The 21,545-nt window shown below is 45.0% G+C and carries 23 protein-coding genes; 4 read left to right on the forward strand and 19 right to left on the reverse strand.

Annotated features, from left to right (window positions below):
* Nucleotides 1-144 precede the first annotated feature (144 nt).
* On the reverse strand, nt 145-990 hold the full coding sequence (gene rhaD / locus AC6CIF_RS10210) for a rhamnulose-1-phosphate aldolase (RefSeq protein ID WP_498199444.1): 846 nt from the start codon (nt 988-990) through the stop codon (nt 145-147).
* A 437-nt stretch (nt 991-1,427) separates the two neighbouring features.
* On the opposite strand from rhaD, the gene AC6CIF_RS10215 reads away from it, so the two are divergent.
* A complete protein-coding gene (locus AC6CIF_RS10215; RefSeq protein ID WP_498199445.1) occupies nt 1,428-1,778 on the forward strand; it encodes a hypothetical protein in 351 nt (116 codons plus the stop codon).
* A gap of 207 nt (nt 1,779-1,985) precedes the next feature.
* Here AC6CIF_RS10215 and AC6CIF_RS10220 read toward each other — a convergent pair whose 3' ends face one another.
* The 7 genes from AC6CIF_RS10220 to AC6CIF_RS10250 form a co-directional block, all read right to left on the reverse strand.
* A complete protein-coding gene (locus tag AC6CIF_RS10220; protein ID WP_498199447.1) occupies nt 1,986-2,507 on the reverse strand; it encodes a GNAT family N-acetyltransferase in 522 nt (173 codons plus the stop codon).
* 348 nt (nt 2,508-2,855) lie between these two features.
* Nucleotides 2,856-3,071, reverse strand: coding sequence for a hypothetical protein (locus AC6CIF_RS10225; protein ID WP_498199449.1), 216 nt, complete (start codon nt 3,069-3,071; stop codon nt 2,856-2,858).
* A gap of 27 nt (nt 3,072-3,098) precedes the next feature.
* Nucleotides 3,099-3,302, reverse strand: coding sequence for a hypothetical protein (locus tag AC6CIF_RS10230; protein WP_498199451.1), 204 nt, complete (start codon nt 3,300-3,302; stop codon nt 3,099-3,101).
* Between the two features lie 491 nt (nt 3,303-3,793).
* Nucleotides 3,794-4,081, reverse strand: a complete 288-nt coding sequence (locus AC6CIF_RS10235) for a hypothetical protein (protein WP_091015368.1) — start codon at nt 4,079-4,081, stop codon at nt 3,794-3,796.
* A gap of 188 nt (nt 4,082-4,269) precedes the next feature.
* Complete coding sequence (locus tag AC6CIF_RS10240; protein ID WP_498199453.1) at nt 4,270-4,758, reverse strand: DinB family protein; 489 nt, start codon at nt 4,756-4,758, stop codon at nt 4,270-4,272.
* Between the two features lie 27 nt (nt 4,759-4,785).
* A complete protein-coding gene (locus tag AC6CIF_RS10245) occupies nt 4,786-5,721 on the reverse strand; it encodes a helix-turn-helix domain-containing protein (protein ID WP_498199455.1) in 936 nt (311 codons plus the stop codon).
* Between the two features lie 240 nt (nt 5,722-5,961).
* Nucleotides 5,962-6,795 carry an AraC family transcriptional regulator gene (locus AC6CIF_RS10250; protein ID WP_124117374.1) on the reverse strand — a complete coding sequence of 278 codons (834 nt, stop codon included), beginning with the start codon at nt 6,793-6,795 and terminating at the stop codon, nt 5,962-5,964.
* 126 nt (nt 6,796-6,921) lie between these two features.
* Between AC6CIF_RS10250 and lacZ the strand changes: the two genes are divergently transcribed.
* Entirely contained in the window at nt 6,922-10,041 is a 3,120-nt protein-coding gene (gene lacZ, locus AC6CIF_RS10255; RefSeq protein ID WP_498199457.1) for a beta-galactosidase, LacZ type, read from the forward strand.
* 95 nt (nt 10,042-10,136) lie between these two features.
* Nucleotides 10,137-10,871, forward strand: coding sequence for a hypothetical protein (locus AC6CIF_RS10260; protein WP_498199459.1), 735 nt, complete (start codon nt 10,137-10,139; stop codon nt 10,869-10,871).
* Nucleotides 10,872-11,167: 296 nt separating this feature from the next.
* Here AC6CIF_RS10260 and AC6CIF_RS10265 read toward each other — a convergent pair whose 3' ends face one another.
* The 11 genes from AC6CIF_RS10265 to AC6CIF_RS10315 form a co-directional block, all read right to left on the reverse strand.
* Nucleotides 11,168-11,515 (reverse strand): hypothetical protein, encoded by a 348-nt coding sequence (locus AC6CIF_RS10265; RefSeq protein WP_498199461.1) that lies wholly within the window; start codon nt 11,513-11,515, stop codon nt 11,168-11,170.
* 87 nt (nt 11,516-11,602) lie between these two features.
* Entirely contained in the window at nt 11,603-12,655 is a 1,053-nt protein-coding gene (locus AC6CIF_RS10270) for a flavin-containing monooxygenase (protein ID WP_498199463.1), read from the reverse strand.
* A gap of 217 nt (nt 12,656-12,872) precedes the next feature.
* Entirely contained in the window at nt 12,873-13,109 is a 237-nt protein-coding gene (locus AC6CIF_RS10275) for a hypothetical protein (protein WP_017690072.1), read from the reverse strand.
* Nucleotides 13,110-13,144: 35 nt separating this feature from the next.
* Nucleotides 13,145-13,588: a hypothetical protein gene (locus tag AC6CIF_RS10280; protein WP_498199465.1), complete on the reverse strand. Its 444-nt coding sequence runs from the start codon at nt 13,586-13,588 to the stop codon at nt 13,145-13,147.
* A 204-nt stretch (nt 13,589-13,792) separates the two neighbouring features.
* Entirely contained in the window at nt 13,793-15,427 is a 1,635-nt protein-coding gene (gene groL / locus AC6CIF_RS10285; RefSeq protein WP_036611259.1) for a chaperonin GroEL, read from the reverse strand.
* A 73-nt stretch (nt 15,428-15,500) separates the two neighbouring features.
* Complete coding sequence (gene groES / locus AC6CIF_RS10290) at nt 15,501-15,782, reverse strand: co-chaperone GroES (RefSeq protein ID WP_017690077.1); 282 nt, start codon at nt 15,780-15,782, stop codon at nt 15,501-15,503.
* A 401-nt stretch (nt 15,783-16,183) separates the two neighbouring features.
* The gene (gene tatC / locus AC6CIF_RS10295; RefSeq protein ID WP_076209636.1) at nt 16,184-16,966 is read right to left on the reverse strand and encodes a twin-arginine translocase subunit TatC; all 783 of its coding nucleotides are present in this window, start codon (nt 16,964-16,966) and stop codon (nt 16,184-16,186) included.
* A gap of 78 nt (nt 16,967-17,044) precedes the next feature.
* A complete protein-coding gene (tatA, locus tag AC6CIF_RS10300; RefSeq protein WP_036611264.1) occupies nt 17,045-17,293 on the reverse strand; it encodes a twin-arginine translocase TatA/TatE family subunit in 249 nt (82 codons plus the stop codon).
* A gap of 208 nt (nt 17,294-17,501) precedes the next feature.
* The gene (locus tag AC6CIF_RS10305) at nt 17,502-17,987 is read right to left on the reverse strand and encodes a MogA/MoaB family molybdenum cofactor biosynthesis protein (protein ID WP_017690080.1); all 486 of its coding nucleotides are present in this window, start codon (nt 17,985-17,987) and stop codon (nt 17,502-17,504) included.
* 37 nt (nt 17,988-18,024) lie between these two features.
* On the reverse strand, nt 18,025-18,528 hold the full coding sequence (gene moaC / locus AC6CIF_RS10310) for a cyclic pyranopterin monophosphate synthase MoaC (RefSeq protein WP_223869015.1): 504 nt from the start codon (nt 18,526-18,528) through the stop codon (nt 18,025-18,027).
* 15 nt (nt 18,529-18,543) lie between these two features.
* Nucleotides 18,544-19,182, reverse strand: coding sequence for a 5-formyltetrahydrofolate cyclo-ligase (locus AC6CIF_RS10315; RefSeq protein ID WP_498199468.1), 639 nt, complete (start codon nt 19,180-19,182; stop codon nt 18,544-18,546).
* 280 nt (nt 19,183-19,462) lie between these two features.
* Here AC6CIF_RS10315 and AC6CIF_RS10320 point away from each other — a divergent pair, with 280 nt between their 5' ends.
* Nucleotides 19,463-21,421 carry an ABC-F family ATP-binding cassette domain-containing protein gene (locus AC6CIF_RS10320; RefSeq protein WP_498199470.1) on the forward strand — a complete coding sequence of 653 codons (1,959 nt, stop codon included), beginning with the start codon at nt 19,463-19,465 and terminating at the stop codon, nt 21,419-21,421.
* Nucleotides 21,422-21,545: the final 124 nt, after the last annotated feature.

Genomic DNA, 21,545 nt, shown 5'->3' on the forward strand with positions numbered 1-21,545 from the left:
CGATTGTTCGTCAAAAAAAAAGGAAATGGCCTTTGGTTCAATGAACCAAAGGCCATTTCCTTGATCTATGCGTTAACTGTAATGCAATGCAACATCCTGTATCTAACTTGCCCAAATACGTGCAGCTTCCTTCTTCAGCTTATATTAACTGCCCAGAATTCCGGGACGAGGAGTAACACCAAACGCTTGCGCCAGTGTGGTCAGCTGCTCATCCGTAATTCTCTGCCGGATCTCGTGACCAGCAACCAGCATATACACCTGGGCTGCCTTCTCGATCGTCTCAATCAGACCAAAAGCCTCGTCAATCGTTGTGCCCGTTCCGAAGATGCCATGTTGCGGCCAGATGACCGCGTGGTATTCTTTCATTTTCTCAGCCGTTTCGCGGCCAATCTCGTTTGATCCAGGAATCATCCATGGAATAATGCCAATCCCATCCGGGAATACAACCACACACTCCGTGCACATCTGCCAGAGGGTCTTGGTGAATTTTGCTTCATCCAATTCGTGGATAAACGTCATGGCCAATACATGAGTGGCATGGTTATGCATGACAACCCGGTGGTTCGGGTCCAATTTCAAACGTTCGATATGGCTCATGAAATGCGTAGGCAACTCACTTGTTGGATTCGCCCCCGTCTTCAATCCCCAGAGTACTTCCAGCTCCTGTCCATCTTGCGATACACGTAGCAACCCCAGATTACTCTCCGGATCAGCGAGTACATTTTTGAAATATTTGCCCGATGCGGTCACGATAAAATACTTGCCTGCCAGCTCCTGCACCGAAAATGCCGGTTTGATCTTGCGAATCACATGCTGGATATCGATATATTGGGCAACTTCCTCTTCCTCCAGCAGATAGCTGACATTACCGCCATTACGCTCATCCCAGCCATTTTTCCACATATGTTGTGTAATCTCAGCCATCTCACGGACAAATGGGATATGGAAACCTGCAGCCTGCGTTGTTTCATTGGTAAGGGTCACGTTCATGATCAATCTCTCCTTATATTGAAAATCATATGGCTTGCCACGTACATAGTAAGTTCCTTATTTCACATTCATTATATCTTTGTTTATCTTTGATAGTCAATAACAAACACAGAAATAAACTTTTATTTACTTTTGTTAAGTTTTGTTTATTTGAAAATCAAACAAAAAAATACCCCACCGGCGCCCGGCGGGGTCAGTCACACATCTATTTAACACGAGAAGGGGTTTACAAGACTTATCTTACCTCTGCTACCTTAATAGAAGCTGAAAGCGAAATAAAAAAAACATGAAAACATATATCCCCTTTGGACAGAAGATTCAGTGACTTCTTTTCTTTCAGTACATATATCTCTCTGTCCAAACGCTTTCGTCAATTCTAACATATGCTATTCTAGCTTTTCTCAGGAAAAGAAATTCATAAAAAAGGAGATGGACCTATGGCAGTCCTTTCTACAGGCCCGATCGAGAACAACCTCTCCGGTGGCAGCAGGCCTACACAACAAGTCACTATCAAAATGGTCAACACCGATTCCATCAATACGTCCAATGTACTCATTGAAGGTTATTTCCTGAATGGAACCCGAACCTTATACGTGCTTCAATCCGTTGATCTGAATCCCGGGCAAGTCTTCTCTCAAACCTACTATGCCAATTTGGATGGATACGAATATGTATTCACAACGAGTGGAGACGCAGCCGCATTGACTGAAATTTCGGTGTGGGGAAAAGACAGCACCGGGCAAATCGTCACGGCACACCGCATTGTTTCAAATGAACTAGCTCTATAAAAGGGGGGAAATAAGATGGCCTCAATCTCATCTGTTCCCATTGAGAACAACATGATATTCGGATCAAGACTCACCCACTCGGTTACTGTCAAAATGGATAATAACGATCCCGTCAACGCCTCAAAGTTACACTCGCCTTGAGTGACGTCCCTCTAACAAGCATAATCGCCTAACACGCAATCCCTGTCCTTCATTGGTCGGGGTTTCTTATTTTCGCAGCATATACGATGGATGCATCTTTCCTGTTGTTTCATAGTGTTCATCACCTGTATACTCAAATCCAAGCTTGATCAAGATGTGACATGACACTTCATTATCCGGATGATGCCCGGCAAACAGTGCCTTCACGTTCATTTTGTCAAAGGCATAACCAATTACCGCCCGCGCCGCTTCCTGCGCATACCCTTTGCCCCAGTGATCCCGGGTTAGATGAAATCCCAATTCATAGATATCCTCTTCTGGAGAATACGGACGCAGGCCACAACAACCGACAAACACCTCCGACTCTTTCTCAAAAAGGGGCCAATATTGCACACCCGCTTCCTTCTGCCTTTGAATCTCCTGTGTCAATCGCGCCTCTACTTCATCCTCGCTCAAAAATCCCTTGCTGCTAATCCATTTGGCAACCTCATGATCGCCCCACAATGCAAACGCCAGCGCACGATCTCCTTCGTTCCAAGTCGCACATTCCAACCGTTCGGTTTCAAATAAGATTGTTCTGTTCATCATCCACTAACCTCCTGTATGCCAACACCAATCTGCGTGCCGCCTATACCTTAAATTAATCGAATGAACGCCAAAGTAAACAAACCTATATAAAGAGGTCACTAAAGTTTAAAGGTAATACGCATTTATTATTTACTCAACTTTCGCACTTAAAATAATGAGTCAACCCCTTGTGGGCGTTAGAAGATTTAAACAGTACTGTTTCTAGTGACAAAAAAACACCTCTCTTGTTTGGTATCATGGAAGTGTCGATCAACCATAAACAAGAAAGGTGTGTAAATGGGCTGTTTTTTGTCAACTACAAGAATGGATTTCTGGTTTACCCAGCTATATCAAGGTTTTTTTGGTGATTTAGTAATTGTCATATTGAACTAATGTAGAACCATCTGTAAAAGTTACAGAATTACTGGTTGTGCTTTCAACTAAATCTAAGAGGCTTTTGTCCACTTGTGACACTGGCAAAGAAGATGGTAAATCTACCTGATCCTGAGCAAAGGCTGGTAGTGAGATAGATGTAGAGAGCAGAACTCCTGCAAAAAATGTTTTAGAAATTTTTGATCCTATCATTTTTTATCCTTCATTCATTCTTTACTTCTATTTCTTCTTTTTCCTGAAGAAATCGAACTTGATCACATAATCAAAAAGAGACGTAATTAAAATAGCTCCAATTGGAATCAATAAATAAATCCATAACGGATTATTTGGAGCTTCACCAGGGGGGGCATCAGTTAAAAAAACATAAAGAACAACACAATAAATTATGGCCACTACAATACCTGTTATGTTTCTATTCTTCATAGTTGTTTTCCACCTCTTGTTCATAGAAATTCAAAATATTGTATTTTCCACCCAAATATACTATAACACATATTTGGAATAATTTATCTCTTTTATCTATTACTCTATAATATCGATTGTAAAAATAATAGATTTTGTGAAGCCAGGTCTCCACTCCATACGGCAACCTATGGCGGGTTATTTCTTTTATAATTTTAATTTTTTCTTATGAAAGGCTCGCTTTGTTCTGTTCGTTATAGTAATCTATAGGTTCGCATTTATGTGGTTATTAGTTGTTACTTCTACTTCCTCTTCAGAAAGAATTTACCCTTCTACGTACGCTATCGTTGTTCCAACGAATTTAACGTTTTCATCTACTGCCTCACCATAATAGGAAGGTATTAACTTTTATTATCTCAAAATACCCCTTTAAACCTATGTATATCCACAAAAAAAGAAAAACCCCTGCCGACAACATGTCCGGCAGAGGTCAATTAGACCCGCAACAACAATTAGAAATCAGATGTTGCCACTTGAATCGTACCTGTTGAAGCACCAGCTGCACTAGTCAATAAGGCAGCTACGAGCAGCAAGTGTACAGACAGTGTAAGGCTGTTGCCGGCAGGAATTAAATACGTGATGACAGGTGCATTCACGCGAGTAACAACCAATTCGACTGCAAACGGACCAAAGTTGTTAACCGTGATGCTGGCATTAGTGCCCCCAGCCAAATTCTCATAGTAGGATTTGCCCACACCTGCAGCCAAATTATAAAACTGTTGTGGTAAAAGGATGGCCATTGAAATCACCTCCTTTTGCTTTGATACGGTATTCTATGCTTGAAATCTATTAAAGCAACGGTGAATTACCAGCGTCATAATGTCCAATTTTGATAGACTCCATAGTTTGATAGACGAATGTACGCAAAAAAGCCCCACCGGACCATCCGGTGGAGCCAACTAAGCTTACTTTAATATTACAGGTTTAATTACGCATACAGCATGAAAAAGTTCAGTTCATGGCCCTGCTGCTTGAGATAGTTATACAGCTGCGAACGGTGATGGAATACATGCGTTACCGTTTCAATCTGCCATTGAACCTGCAAGTGACCATGTTCCATATAAAAAGCTTTTGTTGAACGATTCAAAAAGTCGTCTTCGCTCAATCCCGTGATATAAGCTTTGTAGGATTCGAAATTGCTCCATAACGTTGCTTCAAGCTTCTCGATATCTTCAACCCCCGACAGGCTATCCTCCACCAGCCCAACCTCAGCTTCACCTTTTTCCTGCATAATGGCAAGATCCGATGCCGTGATCTGGATAAAATGATGCACTAGCTCCACCAATGAACGCATATTCTCCTGTGGACGATAAGACCAATCCTCCGAACGGATCAAGCGAATTAACGAAGCCCCCGTCCGTACGCCTGTTTCTAATTCATTTAACAAGTGATCCCGAATCTGCAATGTTCCATTCATATATGATGTCTCCCTTATCTTTTATTCTCACGACTTCAGTATAACCGAAGGTGCTGCAGATCTATTGTACAAATCGGACAACATTCTGCCATGCTCCCTGGCTGCCGTCAACGGAGTCTCTCCATAAAACTTGCGAAATTGCCGAATCAGATGGGCTTGGTCAAAAAATCCATGATTCTGGGCAAGCATTGCCCAGTCTGCCGTGTTCCCCTGATGAATATCACTCAGCACACGATGAAAACGAACCACCTCACTGAATCGCTTGGGGCTGATTCCGACCCATTCCGAGAACTTGCGATGCAACTGCCGTTCACTGATCACTTCACGCATCGCCAGCTCTTGGACACTCATACGTCCCCCATCTACAAAGATGCGGTGCAGCACGTTTTTCATCAAATTGTTCTCCGATGTGCTTGCCTGCACGGGCAACGGACTCAAGTACGCATTCATGACCTCCACTCGCTCTGCAAAATGATTCGTTTCGGCCATCCGTTCCTGAAGCTCGTTCAGCTTCTCCGGCCAACATTCCTGAAGTGTAATTCGCTTATCCGTAAACCACTCCAGAGGCATGCCATGGAAGACATGCGCTCCACCCGGGAAGAACCGGACACCAAAGGTGTAGTCTCCAGCAGGGGAACCATCATCGGATGGCTCAGGTACAGCGAACGGCTGTGTATAATTGCCACAGTAAGCATAGGAGTGCTTTGAAAAGACCGGGTCGTATGTAATCAGCATGTCCGTGCAACCATCCGGCAATACCCGGGCAGGTACCGTCGTCATCGATCGCTCTGGACCTTCTCTCTTAGCAACATCCGCATATGTGTTCGGAAGAGATCCTGATTCCCAATAACAGGCCACATAAGCCATCAGACCGGCAGCAGGTATTTTCTCAACATAATAACTGTTAGAATACGTTCCATTCATCTGAATAGGTTTAAACAACGGGTGCAAGCTGTGATCCACAATTCCATCCTCCGGTCACTAGAGTTGGTTACACATTATGTATTCATCTATCATACCACCAACCGAAGAAATGAAGAAAAAAAGTGCCCTACCGGAGGACAATCCGATAGGGCCAGTCACACATCTATTTAACACGAGAAGGGGTTTACAAGACTTATCTTACCTTCGTAACCTTAATGGAAACTGAAATTGGGATGAATAACAGATCAAAATTCAAAATGAATATTAACATGCAGACTTTCAATTCAGCCCGTGCAGTTTGCGAAAACGCTCTGGACTCATGCCTGTATGCCTTTTGAACATCGCACAGAAATAACTGGCGTTCTCGTAACCCACCCGATCAGCCACTTCATATATTCGAAGCTCTCTCTCACTGAACATGAGTTGTTTGCTCCGATTGATCCGTTCCTGGTTCACGTAAAATACAGGTCTGGTATGGAGCGCCCTCTGAAACAGCCTGCACAAATATTGGGGAGAGACCACAGCCACATCGGCCAGTTCCTTCAGCGACAGTGAACGATCCAGATGCTCTGCGATATAACGCAGCACAGGCTTCAAGCGCTCCAGTTCATCATTATAATTAGCGGATGCGATGAGCAGTGGCTTCAGATCCAGCAGCAGGGCATATAATTGTTTGGAGCATTCCACATCGTAATCTGCGTAATCCGTATCACCGCCATTCTCTCCTCTAACCAGAAGTTGCTCCAGGCCATGCAGCAGCGTGGCTGTCCTGAGTCTGCATACGCGTGAACCGGTTATCCCCGCATAAGATAATAACTGGCTGGCCTCTCTGCCCTGAAACGAGACCCACGCCAGCTCCCAGCGGTCACTGATGGGCATATATCGATGCGGAACATCGGGATACAGAAAGAAAACGTCACCCGGTCCAACGATATACTCGTCTTCTTGTATAATCAGTCTCCCCTGACCATGAATAATCTGGTGGATCTGATAATCCGGGAATCCCTCTGGACGCTCAGTTTCATATTGGTGTTCCCAGTAACCAACCGTGGTCATATAGATCGGCAGGCGAGCAGCTTCTTCTGTTTTACCAAAAAAAATCCGGGTATCCATCCAGTACACCACTTTCTCTATCGTTAGTTTCATATTGTGATATATATGGGCAATATTCTTTATTCTCTAAGTCATCATTCAATTCTATAATGACAATATTATAACATTTCAGAAGGAGTTGCTGTTATGCGAAAGAAACTGGTACACACCCCTCCAGCAAATGGATACCCGGAATGGAACAATAATCCCGAGACTTTTCAAGTAAACCGTCTACCCGCACATGCTTCTATGGTAGCGTTTCCATCTATAACAGAAGCATTGTCCAATGATTCCAGCGCATCGCCATGGTACCAATCACTGAATGGTCAGTGGAAGTTTGCCTTTGCGGAGACACCAGAGCAACGGATTACATCCTTTTATGAGAACAACTATGATGCCAGTGAATGGGATGAGATCGCCGTTCCTTCCAACTGGCAGTTGCAAGGTTACGATTATCCCCAATATACAAATATGACGTACCCGTGGGTCGAGCGTGAGCCTGAACTGAAGCCACCATTTGCACCAACAACTTATAATCCCGTGGGTTCGTACATCCGCACGTTTACTGTTCCTGCTGACTGGAAAGACCGTCCTGTCCTGCTGCACTTCGAGGGTGTTGAATCCGCCTTTTATGTATGGGTCAACGGGGAGCTGGTCGGTTATAGTGAAGACACGTTCACGCCCGCAGAATTTGATATCACTCCTTATCTAACGGAAGGTGAGAACAAGCTGGCTGTGGAGGTATATCGCTGGTGTGATGCGAGCTGGCTGGAGAATCAGGATTTCTGGCGGTTAAGTGGAATCTTCCGTGGTGTATATTTGCATTCACCTTCACCGGTTCAGATCGCCGATTTCTTTGTTCGTACTGAACTGGATGACGCGTATCAGGATGCGGAGCTACTGCTGGACCTGAAGTTATTTAATCATAATGCTGCGCAGACCCCTACCGGATTGTCCTTTCAGGCGCAGCTCTATGATGCACAACAGCAAACTGTACTGAAGCAACCACTTACTGCGGCGGTTACTTTCCAGGGTGACGATGAACTTTCATTTAATTTGTCAGCAGAGGTTATGAAGCCGCTTCTATGGAGCGCTGAGTCCCCTCATCTGTATACACTTGTGCTGTCCATTCAGAACGAATCAGGCGAAACACTGGAAGCGGTCCGCAGCCGGATCGGATTCCGCAAGTTTGAACTGAAGGACGGCCTGATGCAAATCAATGGCAAACGCATTGTGTTCAAAGGCGTGAATCGTCATGAATTTTCCCCGGATAAGGGTCGAGCCATTGGACGGGAAGACATGATCCGTGACATCGAGTTGATGAAGTCCTATAACGTTAACGCGGTGCGTACATCCCATTATCCGAATCAGTCACTCTGGTACGAACTGTGTGATGAATATGGCCTTTATGTCATTGACGAAACGAATCTGGAAACTCACGGCACCTGGGATTATGGGCAAAAGGAAATGAATGAAAACAATATTCCCGCGAGCAAGCCGGAATGGCGTAATAACGTAATAGATCGCTGTAACTCGATGTTCCAGCGGGACAAAAACCATCCATCTGTTATTATCTGGTCTCTGGGTAACGAGTCCTTCGGCGGCGATAACTTCATCGCCATGTACGATTATCTGAAACAAGTCGATCCAACTCGTCTCGTTCATTATGAAGGGACTTTCCATTATCGCCCTTCCGATTCGGCAAGTGATATTGAATCGACAATGTATATCAGCCCACAAGATGTGGAGCAATACGCGCGTATGAAGGGTCCGAAGAAACCTTATATTATCTGCGAATACAGCCATGCCATGGGTAACTCTTGTGGAGGTCTGCATCTGTATTGGGATTTGTTCGATAAATATGATGTGTTGCAGGGTGCATTCATCTGGGACTGGGTTGATCAGTCCATTCGTACCACTACGGCAGACGGTGTAGAATATTTTGCTTATGGCGGCGATTTCGGTGAATCTCCTCATGATGGCAATTTCTGCGGGAACGGACTGATTCTGGCGGATAAGACGGTTACACCGAAGCTGGAAGAAGTGAAGAAATGTTATCAGAACGTTCGTATGGAAACTGTTGATGTCAAAGACGGCCTGATGCGCATAAAAAACCAGTTCCTGTTCACGGATCTGAGCGATTATTCACTCGTATGGACAGTAACACACGATGGCAAGTCCGTAGAGAACGGTACGTTGGATATCGCGGTACCTCCTGGCGAATCGGTTGAAGTCCGAATCCCTTATACGCCATCTTCCGATCTGTTCCAGGAAGCGGTGCTGACTGTATCTCTGGTCACCAAAGTGGCAACCAAATGGGCAGGAGTAGGTCACGAGATTGCCTGGGATCAATTCGTGGTATCTCCGCGATTGCGTCCAATCCAAGCGGTACACCAAGGACAAGGCAATGCACCGCAGGTACAGGAGCTGCAAGATGAATTGAAAGTGACTACAGGCCAAGTCACGTTGAGCTTCAATCCAGCCACTGGCGCGTTAACATCCTATCAGATTAACAATCAGGAGCAATTGCTCGCACCTGTCCGGCCGAATTTCTGGAGAGCCATGACAGACAATGATATGGGGAACCGCCTGAATGAGCGTTCTGCCTTCTGGAGAGATGCTCACGCTACCAGCAGATTAATTCGCTTCGAGCACCATGCAGACGAGCAAGGTATTCTCGTGACGACCGATTATACGTGGGATCAACATCCGGAATGTACGCTGTCCATCACATACCGAATTGATGCGGATGGTGTATTGGAAATCAGTCAAACCCTTATTCCAGGCGTAGGCTTACCTGATCTACCGGAATTTGGTATGCTGCTGCAACTGAATAACCGCTTGGATACAATCTCTTGGTACGGCAGAGGCCCGCATGACAACTACGCAGACCGTCTGACCAGTGCACGTCTCGGTTATTACACAGGTACGGTTCGAGATCAATTTGTTCCATATCTGAAACCACAAGAGTGTGGTAACAAAACGGATGTACGCTTTGCTGAAGTTACGTCAGCGGATGGTCAGCTTGGCCTTCATGTTGAAGCCACCATACCATTTGAAATCAATGCGTTGCCGTGGACACCGGAGGAACTGGAAGCAAACGACCATGTGTACAAATTACCTCAGAGCACACAGACTGTCGCACGCATCAATTACAAACAAATGGGTGTTGGCGGAGATGACAGCTGGGGCGCACGTACCCATGCCGAATACACCTTGCCAGCCAACCGCGCGTATCACTTCACCTTTACGCTAAGACCTGTATAACATCAAGCAAGCACTGCTGGCAGCATGCCGGCAGTGCTTTTTTTTGTTGGGGCAGTGAATAGTGGGAGTTTGAACTTTGTCATGGGAACATTATAATGAATGAGGTGCAAGAAAGATTTGTACCAGCTATTACTCTATTACGAGGTGAGACTTTGCAATATCTGTTTACCACTCTCTTTATTCTTGGATTTATCGCTTTTTTGGGATTTCTTATTCTCATGATCTTATCTATTCGGAAAGGCAATAGGTTGCCGATCAGATATATTTTTCTAACGACGGCCTGTTTTACGATTGCTTCAATAGGAATGTATGGCATGTTGACTTTATCTTCGAACTCTACTCAATCTGAAATAGATCAGACCCCTTCATCCCAAATCGAACTTTCGGGCCTCCATATGACTACCGATGAATTTAAAAACAAGTTTAATGGCGCCGTGGGCAAATACCGACTGAATGGGTTGAATATTACCCGCTTGAATATACAAGGCTCTCCCGAGCAGGGCATTGGCACTTTCGAGTATGTATTCAATGACGAGTTGCGTTTGGTTGGTGCAGTGAATGCAGATGAAAGTGTACATGAAGTTAGGTTATACGCAACTGGTGATACGCGTAAACCAACAGGTGGAATTTTTTTGACTGCTATCGCCACACTCATTCTCACAACTAATAGTGAGTACTCGTATAACGATGCAAAAGATGTCATCCAGGATATCGGTCTATTGGATCGCGATGTGAATCAGTCTGATTTTGATGGAGCGACTATTCGCAACGGATTGGAATATCGCTTCAGCGTACAGGATTCTGAGCACTCAACTTTTGAAATAAAATAACTGTTGCGAAGTGAGATGCGATTGTGCAAAAAGGCCGCTCCATGAAGGAACGGCCTAACCTGTGGTATGTACTTTTTTTGGATAATTTAGTAGTCACAGTCTCTGATCTAACATTTTCCTATTTTATTAATTAGTAAGCCAAAAAATTAAAGTAATCACTATACAAAAAAGCGATACAGGGTACAGTATCCATTTACTGATCTTATCTTTGTAAGTGACAATCCAACAAACAATGCATACCCAGGCGATTAATAGTTGCCATAAGTCCAATGATGAACACCTCCCGCATGCGAGAGTTACTCAAAAGTTACAATCTCGCTCTGATTGTTCCAACTCATTTTAAAGGTAATTGGATCTTTCGTATTCTCCGCCTCAGTAGCCGTTCCCGACATACTGAACGGGACCTCTTGTTCTTCCAGCGCTTTCCCCTGCTGGTCTATATTATTGCCGGTAAGGTCAAACACAAAATCCTTTATGTGCGTTTCATCACCAATGTAGGTGATACTATAGCTCCCTGTTGATCTCTGAAGAGACACATCCCAGTTATCGCTTTTTCCATGTAGCCTATCATCCGCACCACAAGCTGACAAAATAGATAAAAGTAATATAGTACAAAAAATCAATGGCAATTTAAATAATTTCATAAAATCCCTCCTTTTAGTAATATACCCAAAAATGTGAGTTGTGATATCCGCTAATCATCCCTAGCATCTATTTTAGTATAATGTGTCTTACCTTTGAATGATATGATTAACGATTTTCTGAGCATCGTATTTAACCCATCCCAACAGTGCTGAACCCCGTGATGTTTGCCAAGGTAGCCCTACAAAGTACAGTCCAGCAACCGGTGATACGCCTCTCTCGTGTATAATTACACCTTGGGCATCAAAAGCAGTATTGATATCGATCCACCTATCATTTCGCTTAAACCCAGTCGCCCATATAATATTGTCTATTCGTGTCTCACTACCATCCTCATATAGGATGCGGTCATCTATTGCATTAATGGCACGTGGGCGCATGTTAACTTTTCCCTGGGTCATCAATTCTTTTAACTCATAGCCATATACGTACTCAGGCTGACTTCTCAACCATTTTCCAACCATACGATCTGCACTTGCACGTAACACTCCGAGCTTTTCAAAATACCAGAATATACTTCTTTTCATAATATGCAAAGGCCTAAAGGTTATATTTCGAGCTATCGATGTGTATACGGTTTGTTGTTCATCTGATGTTAACTCTGCGGCGATTTGAGCACCTGAATTCCCTCCGCCTACAACTACTGTTGTTCCAGGGATCAATTGAGAGGTATTTTTATATTCTGATGAGTGAAGCTGAATCACATTCTCGGATAATGATTTCGCAAAATGAGGAACATTCTTGGTCTGGAAAGGCCCCGTCGCAACGATAATATTGCGCGCTTCAATCGTTCCATCATTGGTTTCAGCATAGTACACCTCATCTTGCTTCGAGAGACGGGAGATTTCACAGTTTAACTTTATTGGAAGCTCCATTTGTTTAGCATAGTTTTCAAAATAATCTGCAATTTCATCTTTGCTTGGCAAGCTATTTTCATTTCCACTAAGAGGCATTCCCGGTAAGCCATCATACATGCGTGGGGTAAAAAGACGCAAGGAATCGTACCGTTTACGCCAAGATTCCCCGATAGATGAGGCAGCATCAACGATTAAAAAGGTTAACCCCGACTGTTGAAGATAGTAACCTGCTGCCAAGCCTGCTTGCCCAGCTCCTATAATCAATACATCGTACATATGTATCATCCCCAATATCGTTTTATGTATTAATATATGAGTACTTATTCATATGTTTATTTTACTTAACAACTCTCTGTTTAGCAATAGAAAAACATCACTACTTCCTTTTACAAAATCATCCATTAAAAAGACTCCCTCACGGGAGCCTTTTAATCATTTCAGTGCAAGTTTCTTATACCTTCTCATGTATGCTACGTGCTAAGTATGATAGGTTGGTTGAATTCTACCTGGTGTATCTATCGATGTCATCGTTCGCAGACTGATGCTCTCTTCTATGGTAATCTTCATGCTGCCGAACGTCGTTCTTTAACTTTGCTAAGAATCCCCATCCCATAAAGGCAAGTATAAGCACGGTAATCAGTGCATAAGCAAAGCTATATAGATTCATAAAAAAGTTGATAAATATTGCAGCGAGCATCAAGCCCAGAATCCATAATGTCCACTTTGTACCCTTTCTCAAAATCGTTTCCTCCTCCTTTAGAGTAAATTCCCGAATCATTTATAAGCAGCAGTTCCCAGAGAAACATCTAATGTGCCAGACATCCCTTGCGCAGAAGAGGTACTCACATAATACCAACCCGTCGACAACGCTTTGTCAATAAAATATGTATGCTCTTCTCCATCTGCTGGGACACTGCCAGACGTTATCTCGGTTCCACTAGTAGATCCTTTGTTGATTGTAAATGTGAAGTGTTTCGAACCCGTGTTTTTAAAACTCACTTTAACATAACTAAATCCTGCCGGAATATCAAACCGATGCATATTTGTAGTACCTGCGAAATCTTCATTATTGATTACTGTTAATGTCGTTGCTGGAGTACTTCTAGGCTCATTTGCTTTTACTAATCTCTCTTCAGAATTGGAAGTGAAATTATAGATTAAGATGATAACAGCAGCAGACACTAAACCTGCCACTATCATTTTTCTAATATGTTTCATGATATATGCCCTCCATATCTCTTGATACTAACTTTGATTATAAAATACTCAATAATACAAAAACCACTCCTTAATAATTTCTAAGAAGTGGTTTTTGTATTTATTTATAATTTCTAGCAGTGGCCGCCTCACAAATTCTTGTCACATCGTAACGAGAATTCACTCTGCCAGGCACATGATGCTTTAAAGGTTTTTACACCTTTATTACATCATGCCGCCCATTCCACCCATACCGCCCATGTCAGGCATTCCGCCGCCAGCACCTGCTGGTTCTGGTTTGTCAGCGATAACTGCTTCAGTAGTCAGGAACATTGCTGCTACGGAAGCAGCGTTTTGCAATGCATAACGAGTTACTTTCGCAGGGTCAACGATACCAGCTTCGATCATGTTAACCCACTCGCCAGTTGCAGCGTTGAAGCCGATTCCTGTTTGTTCTTTTTTCAGACGTTCCACGATTACGGAACCTTCTTCGCCAGCGTTAGCTGCGATTGTGCGGATTGGTGCTTCCAGAGCACGCAGGACGATGTTTACGCCTGTTTGCTCGTCACCGGACAGAGCTACAGCCGCAACCGCGCTATATACGTTCATGAGCGCTGTACCACCACCGGATACGATACCTTCTTCAACCGCAGCGCGAGTTGCGTTCAGGGCATCTTCGATGCGAAGTTTGCGTTCTTTCAATTCTGTTTCAGTAGCCGCACCAACTTTGATTACTGCTACACCGCCGGACAATTTAGCCAGACGCTCTTGCAGTTTCTCTTTGTCGAACTCGGAAGTTGTTTCTTCCAGTTGTGTACGGATTTGGCTAACACGTGCATCGATATCGGATTTGTTACCAGCACCGTCAACGATGATTGTGTTTTCTTTGGTTACGCGGATTTGACGAGCTGTACCCAGTTGTTCCACAACAGCGGATTTCAGGTCCAGACCCAGTTCTTCCGTGATCAATTGGCCACCAGTGAGGGCAGCGATGTCTTGCAGCATTGCTTTACGACGGTCACCGAATCCTGGAGCTTTAACAGCTACAGCATTGAATGTACCACGCAATTTGTTCACAACCAGCATAGCCAGTGCTTCGCCTTCGATATCTTCAGCGATCAATACCAGCGGTTTGCCTTGTTGAACGATTTTCTCAAGCAATGGCAAGATGTCTTGCGTGCTGGAGATTTTTTTGTCTGTGATCAAGATGTACGGATTGTCCAAAACAGCTTCCATTTTGTCCGTATCAGTGATCATGTAAGGAGAGATGTATCCACGGTCGAATTGCATACCTTCAACCACTTCAAGCTCTGTAGCGAATCCTTTGGATTCTTCTACAGTGATTACGCCATCTTTACCTACTTTTTCCATAGCTTCAGCGATCAGTTCGCCTACTTCTTCGTCAGCTGCAGAGATTGCCGCAACTTGTGCGATGGATTGTTTGGAATCGATTGGTTTGGAGATGGATTGCAATTCAGCAACCGCAGCTTTAACCGCTTTGTCGATCCCTTTACGGATACCGATTGGGCTAGCGCCTGCAGTTACGTTTTTCAGACCTTCTGTGATCAGCGCTTGCGCCAATACAGTTGCTGTTGTAGTACCGTCACCGGCAACATCGTTGGTTTTCGTTGCTACTTCTTTAACCAGTTGTGCACCCATGTTCTCGAATGCATCTTCCAGTTCGATTTCTTTAGCAATGGTTACACCATCGTTAGTGATGAGCGGGCTTCCGAATTTTTTCTCCAGAACCACGTTGCGGCCTTTAGGACCGAGTGTTACTTTTACTGCATTAGCCAATGCGTCCACACCACGAAGCATGGAGCGACGAGCGTCTTCACTGAATTTAATGTCTTTAGCCATGTTAAGAAAACCTCCCTAGTTTTTGTTGGAAAATGGTCGTGCTATATGGTTCGGTTATCCGATTAAATTTGAATTAGTCGAGAATCGCGTGAATATCGCTTTCTTTCATAATCAAATATTCTTTACCTTCGAATTTGATTTCTGTACCGGCATATTTGGAGAAAATAACGCGATCTCCTTCTTTCACTTCCAGAGCTACACGTACGCCGTCTTTCAATACTCCAGCACCAACTGCAATGATTCTACCCTCTTGCGGTTTTTCTTTAGCGGAGTCCGGGAGTACGATCCCGAAAGAAGTTGTTTGTTCTTGCTCCAGTGGTTCTACCAATACGCGTTCACCTAAAGGTCTGATCATGAAAAATAGCCTCCTTTTGAAATTATATAACGTTACATTGTAGGTTGTAGCCATATGTATTAGCACTCGACAGTGTTCAGTGCTAACAACCAACTTTATGATACTCAACTTGAAGCATGATTTCAAGTCCTTTTGACGAATTCCTGCGAGAATTTACGTTGAATTTACACAAACATAGCCAAATTACACCCGCTGTGCCTGGTTCTATGTTGCAATTCACTAATCTTATTCTACGAAATTGTTTAGCCCTTCTGCAACGTTAACAGACAGTCCCTTCCCCATTGTATCCATTGTTGAACATAATATGCCTGCTTGTCCTGTCGTGTTGGTCGGCAGTCTACAGAAATAGCCCGGATAAGAACATTACCGTCTTTTCCGGGCACATTACAGCTTATCCTCATTCAGCCCACATGTTTCTTATCCTCGGCACGAACGTAACGGGATTCGATCTCTTCATCGGCTGCAAGCTGCTTGCGATATACGATTGCGGATAATAACACACTGATCTCATATAACAGGAGCAAGGGAATCATCACCAGCAGATCGGAAATAAAGTCTGGAGGTGTAATAACCACTGCAATGAAGATCAGAACAAAATAAGCAACTCTGCGCATTTTGCGAAGGCGAATTGGATTCAGAATCCGCAGTCCTGTCAGAAACATAATAAGTAAAGGAAGTTCGAATAACAGGGACACAGGCAGCACAATGCCAAACAGGAAGCTGAAGTACTGTTTCATCCCGTAGGTCTCCACAAGCCCCATCTTCTCCGTTATCGCTGTTGTGAAGGCAAGTGCCATCGGAAAAATAACATAATACGAGAAAGCCATACCTGTCAGAAATAAAAGAAACACATAGGGTACATACTTCAGCGTTGCTTTTCGTTCGCGCGGCTTTAGCCCTGGACTAACAAACTTCCAGATCTGATACACCGTAAACGGCAACGTAATAATAAGTGAAAACAACCCTGCAATCTTCATGTAGATGCCTATCCCATCCCAGAACGAGAAGGCATGTAAAACAAAACCTTTTGCCGACTCTGCCTTGGTCAGATATTGGTATACCGGGTCCGCCACAAAAAATCCTGCAATCAGGCCCAGCACAAATATACTTAATACGTAGATCAGCCGCTTCCGCAGCTCACTCAGATGTTCCGTAATCGACATTTCTTCCATTTGCTGCGCCATGCCTGCCCCCCATTATTGCCAGCTTAAAATACAAAACCCTTCCGGCAGGAAGGGATTTCTCTTTCATTGCCGTCAAGATTATTCCGGCAGGCGTTTATCAGCAGGCTTGTCTGCAGGTGTGCTCTCAGCCGCCAGCGGTTTCGCCTTCTCCTGCTCTTTGCGATTGGACGAGTCATCCTCAGAGATAATCTCGCGAGCTCCCTCTTTGAATTCACGGAAGGTACGCCCAACTGCACGTCCCAGTTCCGGAAGTTTGTTAGGTCCAAACAACAACAATGCAATCACGGCCAGCAAAATAAAACCCGTTGGTCCAATGGAACTTAACATTGATAATCCTCCTCGTCTCAAGCTTCGAAGATGCGCATACTCGGCCAGATGTTCATAGATGTCTCTGCTGCGTTCTTAATTTAAGCCCATCATACCATAGATGTAACCACTTACATAACCCGCAAAATTCACAAATAAGAGATGTCACTAGAACAATCTAACAACGGTCATGGCTAATCGGATATCTTGCCCCAGAGTCCATGCTCGATTATTGCTTGAACTGACCCGTAACCATCAGCAGCGCTTCCGGAAGCTGATCCATAATGGCAGCCAGATGTTCATGCACACCCTTTGGTGTACCTGGCAGATTAACAATCAGCGTGCGTCCACGAATGCCACATACCCCACGGAACAGCATTGCAGAACGGTTTTTGCTCATTACACTGTACCGCATGGCCTCTGCCATCCCGGGAACTTCCCGCTCAATTACGCGCCGGGTCGCTTCCGGAGTAATATCACGAATGGCCAGCTCCGTGCCACCGGTAGTCAGCACCAGATCGGCGTGAAAATAATCCGTCATCTCAATCAAAGCCGCAATAATCTCATCGGGTTCATCCGGAACGATACGGTACTCCACGATTTGACCACCCAGCTCTTCTTCCACCAGCTCCCGAATGACTTGTGCACTCGTATCCTCACGTTCCCCGCGGGCTCCTTTGTCACTGGCTGTCAGGATTGCTGTTCTCCACACCATAAAGATCACCCTTCTCCTCTATGAAAATAAATATTGCCTATCGGCTGTAATCACCGTTTTTGCCACCACTCTTGGAATTCAACATGGTTGGACCGATAATCATATCTTTTTGCATGGCCTTGCACATGTCATAAACCGTCAGTGCTGCAGCTGAGGCAGCCGTGAGCGCCTCCATCTCAACACCCGTTTTGCCTTCGGTTTTGACAGTAACTTCAATGTGTAATTCATCCACTCCGTTATCATGAAAACGAATATCCACACCCGTCAATGCCAAAGGATGGCACATCGGAATCCAGTCCGACGTTTTCTTCGCGCCTTGAATCCCGGCAATCTGAGCCACAGCCAGAACATCACCTTTGCCGATTCGGCCCTCCCGAATCGCTTCCAGTGTATCTGGATTCATCGTCACTTTGGTTACGGCCACAGCCGTACGTACGGTAATTTCCTTACCTGAAATATCAACCATCCGGGCCCGCCCCTGTTCATTAAAATGGGTCAGTTTGCCACCGGAAGCCTGGCCGTTGTTCACTTCTGAACTCAATCACATCACAACCCTTTATTCGATATGTAATATACCTTCGGTTGTTATCAACAGATCAATCCGCAGATCGAGCAGGTCCATCGGGATCTCCTCTTGTAGCTGACCCGGCAATACCATCGCAGCCATCAACGGTTTCTTGCCCGTCATCGCACATGTTGCTGCAAGCGTCTCGGCAAAACGATCATAATAACCGCCACCATAACCAATACGCCCTCCATGAAGATCATAACCAAGCCCAGGTACCAGAATGAGATCGATATCAGGCCAATCTTCAGGCGTCAGGACTTCACAGGAATCCTTAGGTTCGGGTATCCCCCATATGCCTGGCTCCAGATCCTGTTCTCCGGTCACTCGCCGTAGCTCCATTCGGGGTGGATTCGCCAACACTTTAGGTGCAAACATCATATCTCCATGATTCCAGCCCTCTTGAAACAGAAAAGCTGTGGACGCTTCACTTCCATAGGACAAATAACTGAATATGACCAGTGGTCTGTTCACAACCTTGCTCTTGGTCTGTCTAAGGCGCTCCAGCTCCCGCTTCACTCCAGCGTTAATCTTAGTCATCGCCTGCTGATGCATGCTTGCATCCATCAGATCACGGCTCTGTCTCAGTCTGGATCGAAGCTGGCTTTTCAGTTCCGCATGATCCTGCATATCCTTGAATAACCTCCTGTTGATAGGGAAGGTAGAAAAAAGCTCTCATTAAAAAACAATTTATATGTTATGACCAGTTGTCATCTTGTTGAAATGGTTAAAATGATTCATTTTCTGCAAAATCCTCATGTAATAACATGCCTTCTTTCAGTTTATCATTGATTGATCAAAAAGACTACATGCCCCATGCGTTCCCAATCGGTGCAATTGCTCTGTATTTCATGTAAACTGGGATATAGTTGTCATATCAAGAACTGGACCTATGGAGGAACTTAATTTTATGCTGCTGCAAGTATCCGGAATTATCAAACGTTTTGGTGTCGATCCAATCCTGGACGGCGTGAACTTACAAATATTAGAACGCGAGCGCATCGGCCTCGTTGGTGTAAATGGTGCAGGAAAATCCACTTTGCTCAAAATTGTAGCCGGTGAAATGTCCTATGACGGGGGACAGATTTTCAAATCCAAAGAAACAACGCTTGGCTACCTTGCTCAGAACAGCGGGCTGCAATCCGATCGCACCATCTGGGAAGAAATGATGAACGTCTTCGCTCACCTGACACAGGCTGAAGCTGATTTGCGTCAGATGGAACGCGATATTGCCGACCCTGCCCAGATGGAAGACGAGAAAAAGTATGCGGACCTGCTGGAACGTTATGCGAAACGATCCGACTGGTTCAAGGACCATGGCGGTTATGAGATGGAAACCCGCATTCGCAGCGTACTGCACGGGATGGGATTCGGCGAATTTTCGCCAGACACCCCCATTGCTACTCTGAGCGGCGGGCAGAAGACACGCCTTGCGCTTGCTCGTATTTTGCTTCAGGCACCCGATCTGCTCATGCTAGACGAGCCTACCAACTATCTCGATATCGCCACCCTTACTTGGTTGGAAGATTATCTGAGAGGTTATTCAGGCGCACTGCTCGTGGTATCCCATGACCGGTACTTCCTTGATCGACTCGTAACAACCATCGTTGAGATCGAACGTCACCGCTCCAAAAAATATACGGGCAATTACAGCCGTTATATGGAACTCAAAGCTGCCGAATATGAAACTCAGATGAAGCAATATGAGAAACAGCAAGGCGAAATCTCCAAGATGGAAGATTTTGTTCAGAAAAACATCGTACGTGCGTCGACGACCAAACGCGCTCAAAGTCGGCGCAAAGCCCTCGACAAAATGGATCGGCTTGATAAACCGATGGGAGATTTGAAAAAAGCCCATTTTTCCTTCGAAACCGCCGTTATGTCCGGCAAGGAAGTGCTTCGAGTGGATCAGCTGTCCGTCGCTTATGACGAGGCTTCTCCATTGTTCCGCAACGTATCCTTCGATCTTCGGCGTGGGGAAACGGTTGCTTTGATTGGACCAAACGGTATTGGTAAATCCACCATGCTGAAGTGTCTTACGGGAAGTTTACGTCCGGTAACCGGGGAGATCCAATGGGGAACAAAAGTGCAGATCGGCTATTACGATCAGGAACAGACGGGGCTCAATCCGTCCAACACGGTTCTGGAAGAACTGTGGAGTGCCTATCCTGGGATGGAAGAAGCACGCATTCGGACTGTACTGGGGAACTTTTTGTTCAGCGGTGACGATGTGCTCAAGAAGATCTCCTCCCTCAGCGGCGGTGAGAAAGCACGTGTCTCTCTCTCCAAGCTGATGCTGAAGGAAGCCAACATGCTCATTCTGGATGAGCCTACGAACCATCTCGACCTGTTTGCCAAAGAAGTGCTGGAAGCGGCATTAATGGATTATGAAGGCACCCTGCTGTTCATCTCCCATGACCGGTATTTCCTCAATAAAATGGCTGAACGCATTGTTGAACTTCATCCAGGCGGCACAGAACAATATCTCGGTAATTATGATGATTATGTGGAGAAAAAACAGGAGCTTGAGGACATCGCACGTGAAGCTGCTGAGGCACGTCAGGCTTCGTCCAAGAACTCGTCCAAATCCGATCTGAACACAGCCACAACCGAAAAATCCGGAGCGGCTTCATTCGAAGCGGAAAAACAGGCGAAGCGTGAAGAGCGTAACCGGCAACGCAAGCAGGAAGCTCTGGAACAACAGATTGCGGAGTTGGAAACGAAGATTACCGAACTTGAGGCACAGATGGCTCTGCCTGAAATCTATCAGGATTATATGAAGTTGCAAGAACTCCAGCAACAATCGGAGGAACACAAAGCAGAACTCACCAAGGCATACGAGGACTGGGAAGAACTAGCTATGGAATAGTACGAATAGTACAGACTCAGACCATGGCTTGATGGCGTCCATACAAGAATAGTTGTACCACCGGCTGATTCCTTATTGGGATCAGCTTTTTGTTTGTTACGTATGAGTATTGAAGGTATGCATC

It is taken from the genome of Paenibacillus sp. GQ49, from assembly GCF_059759055.1.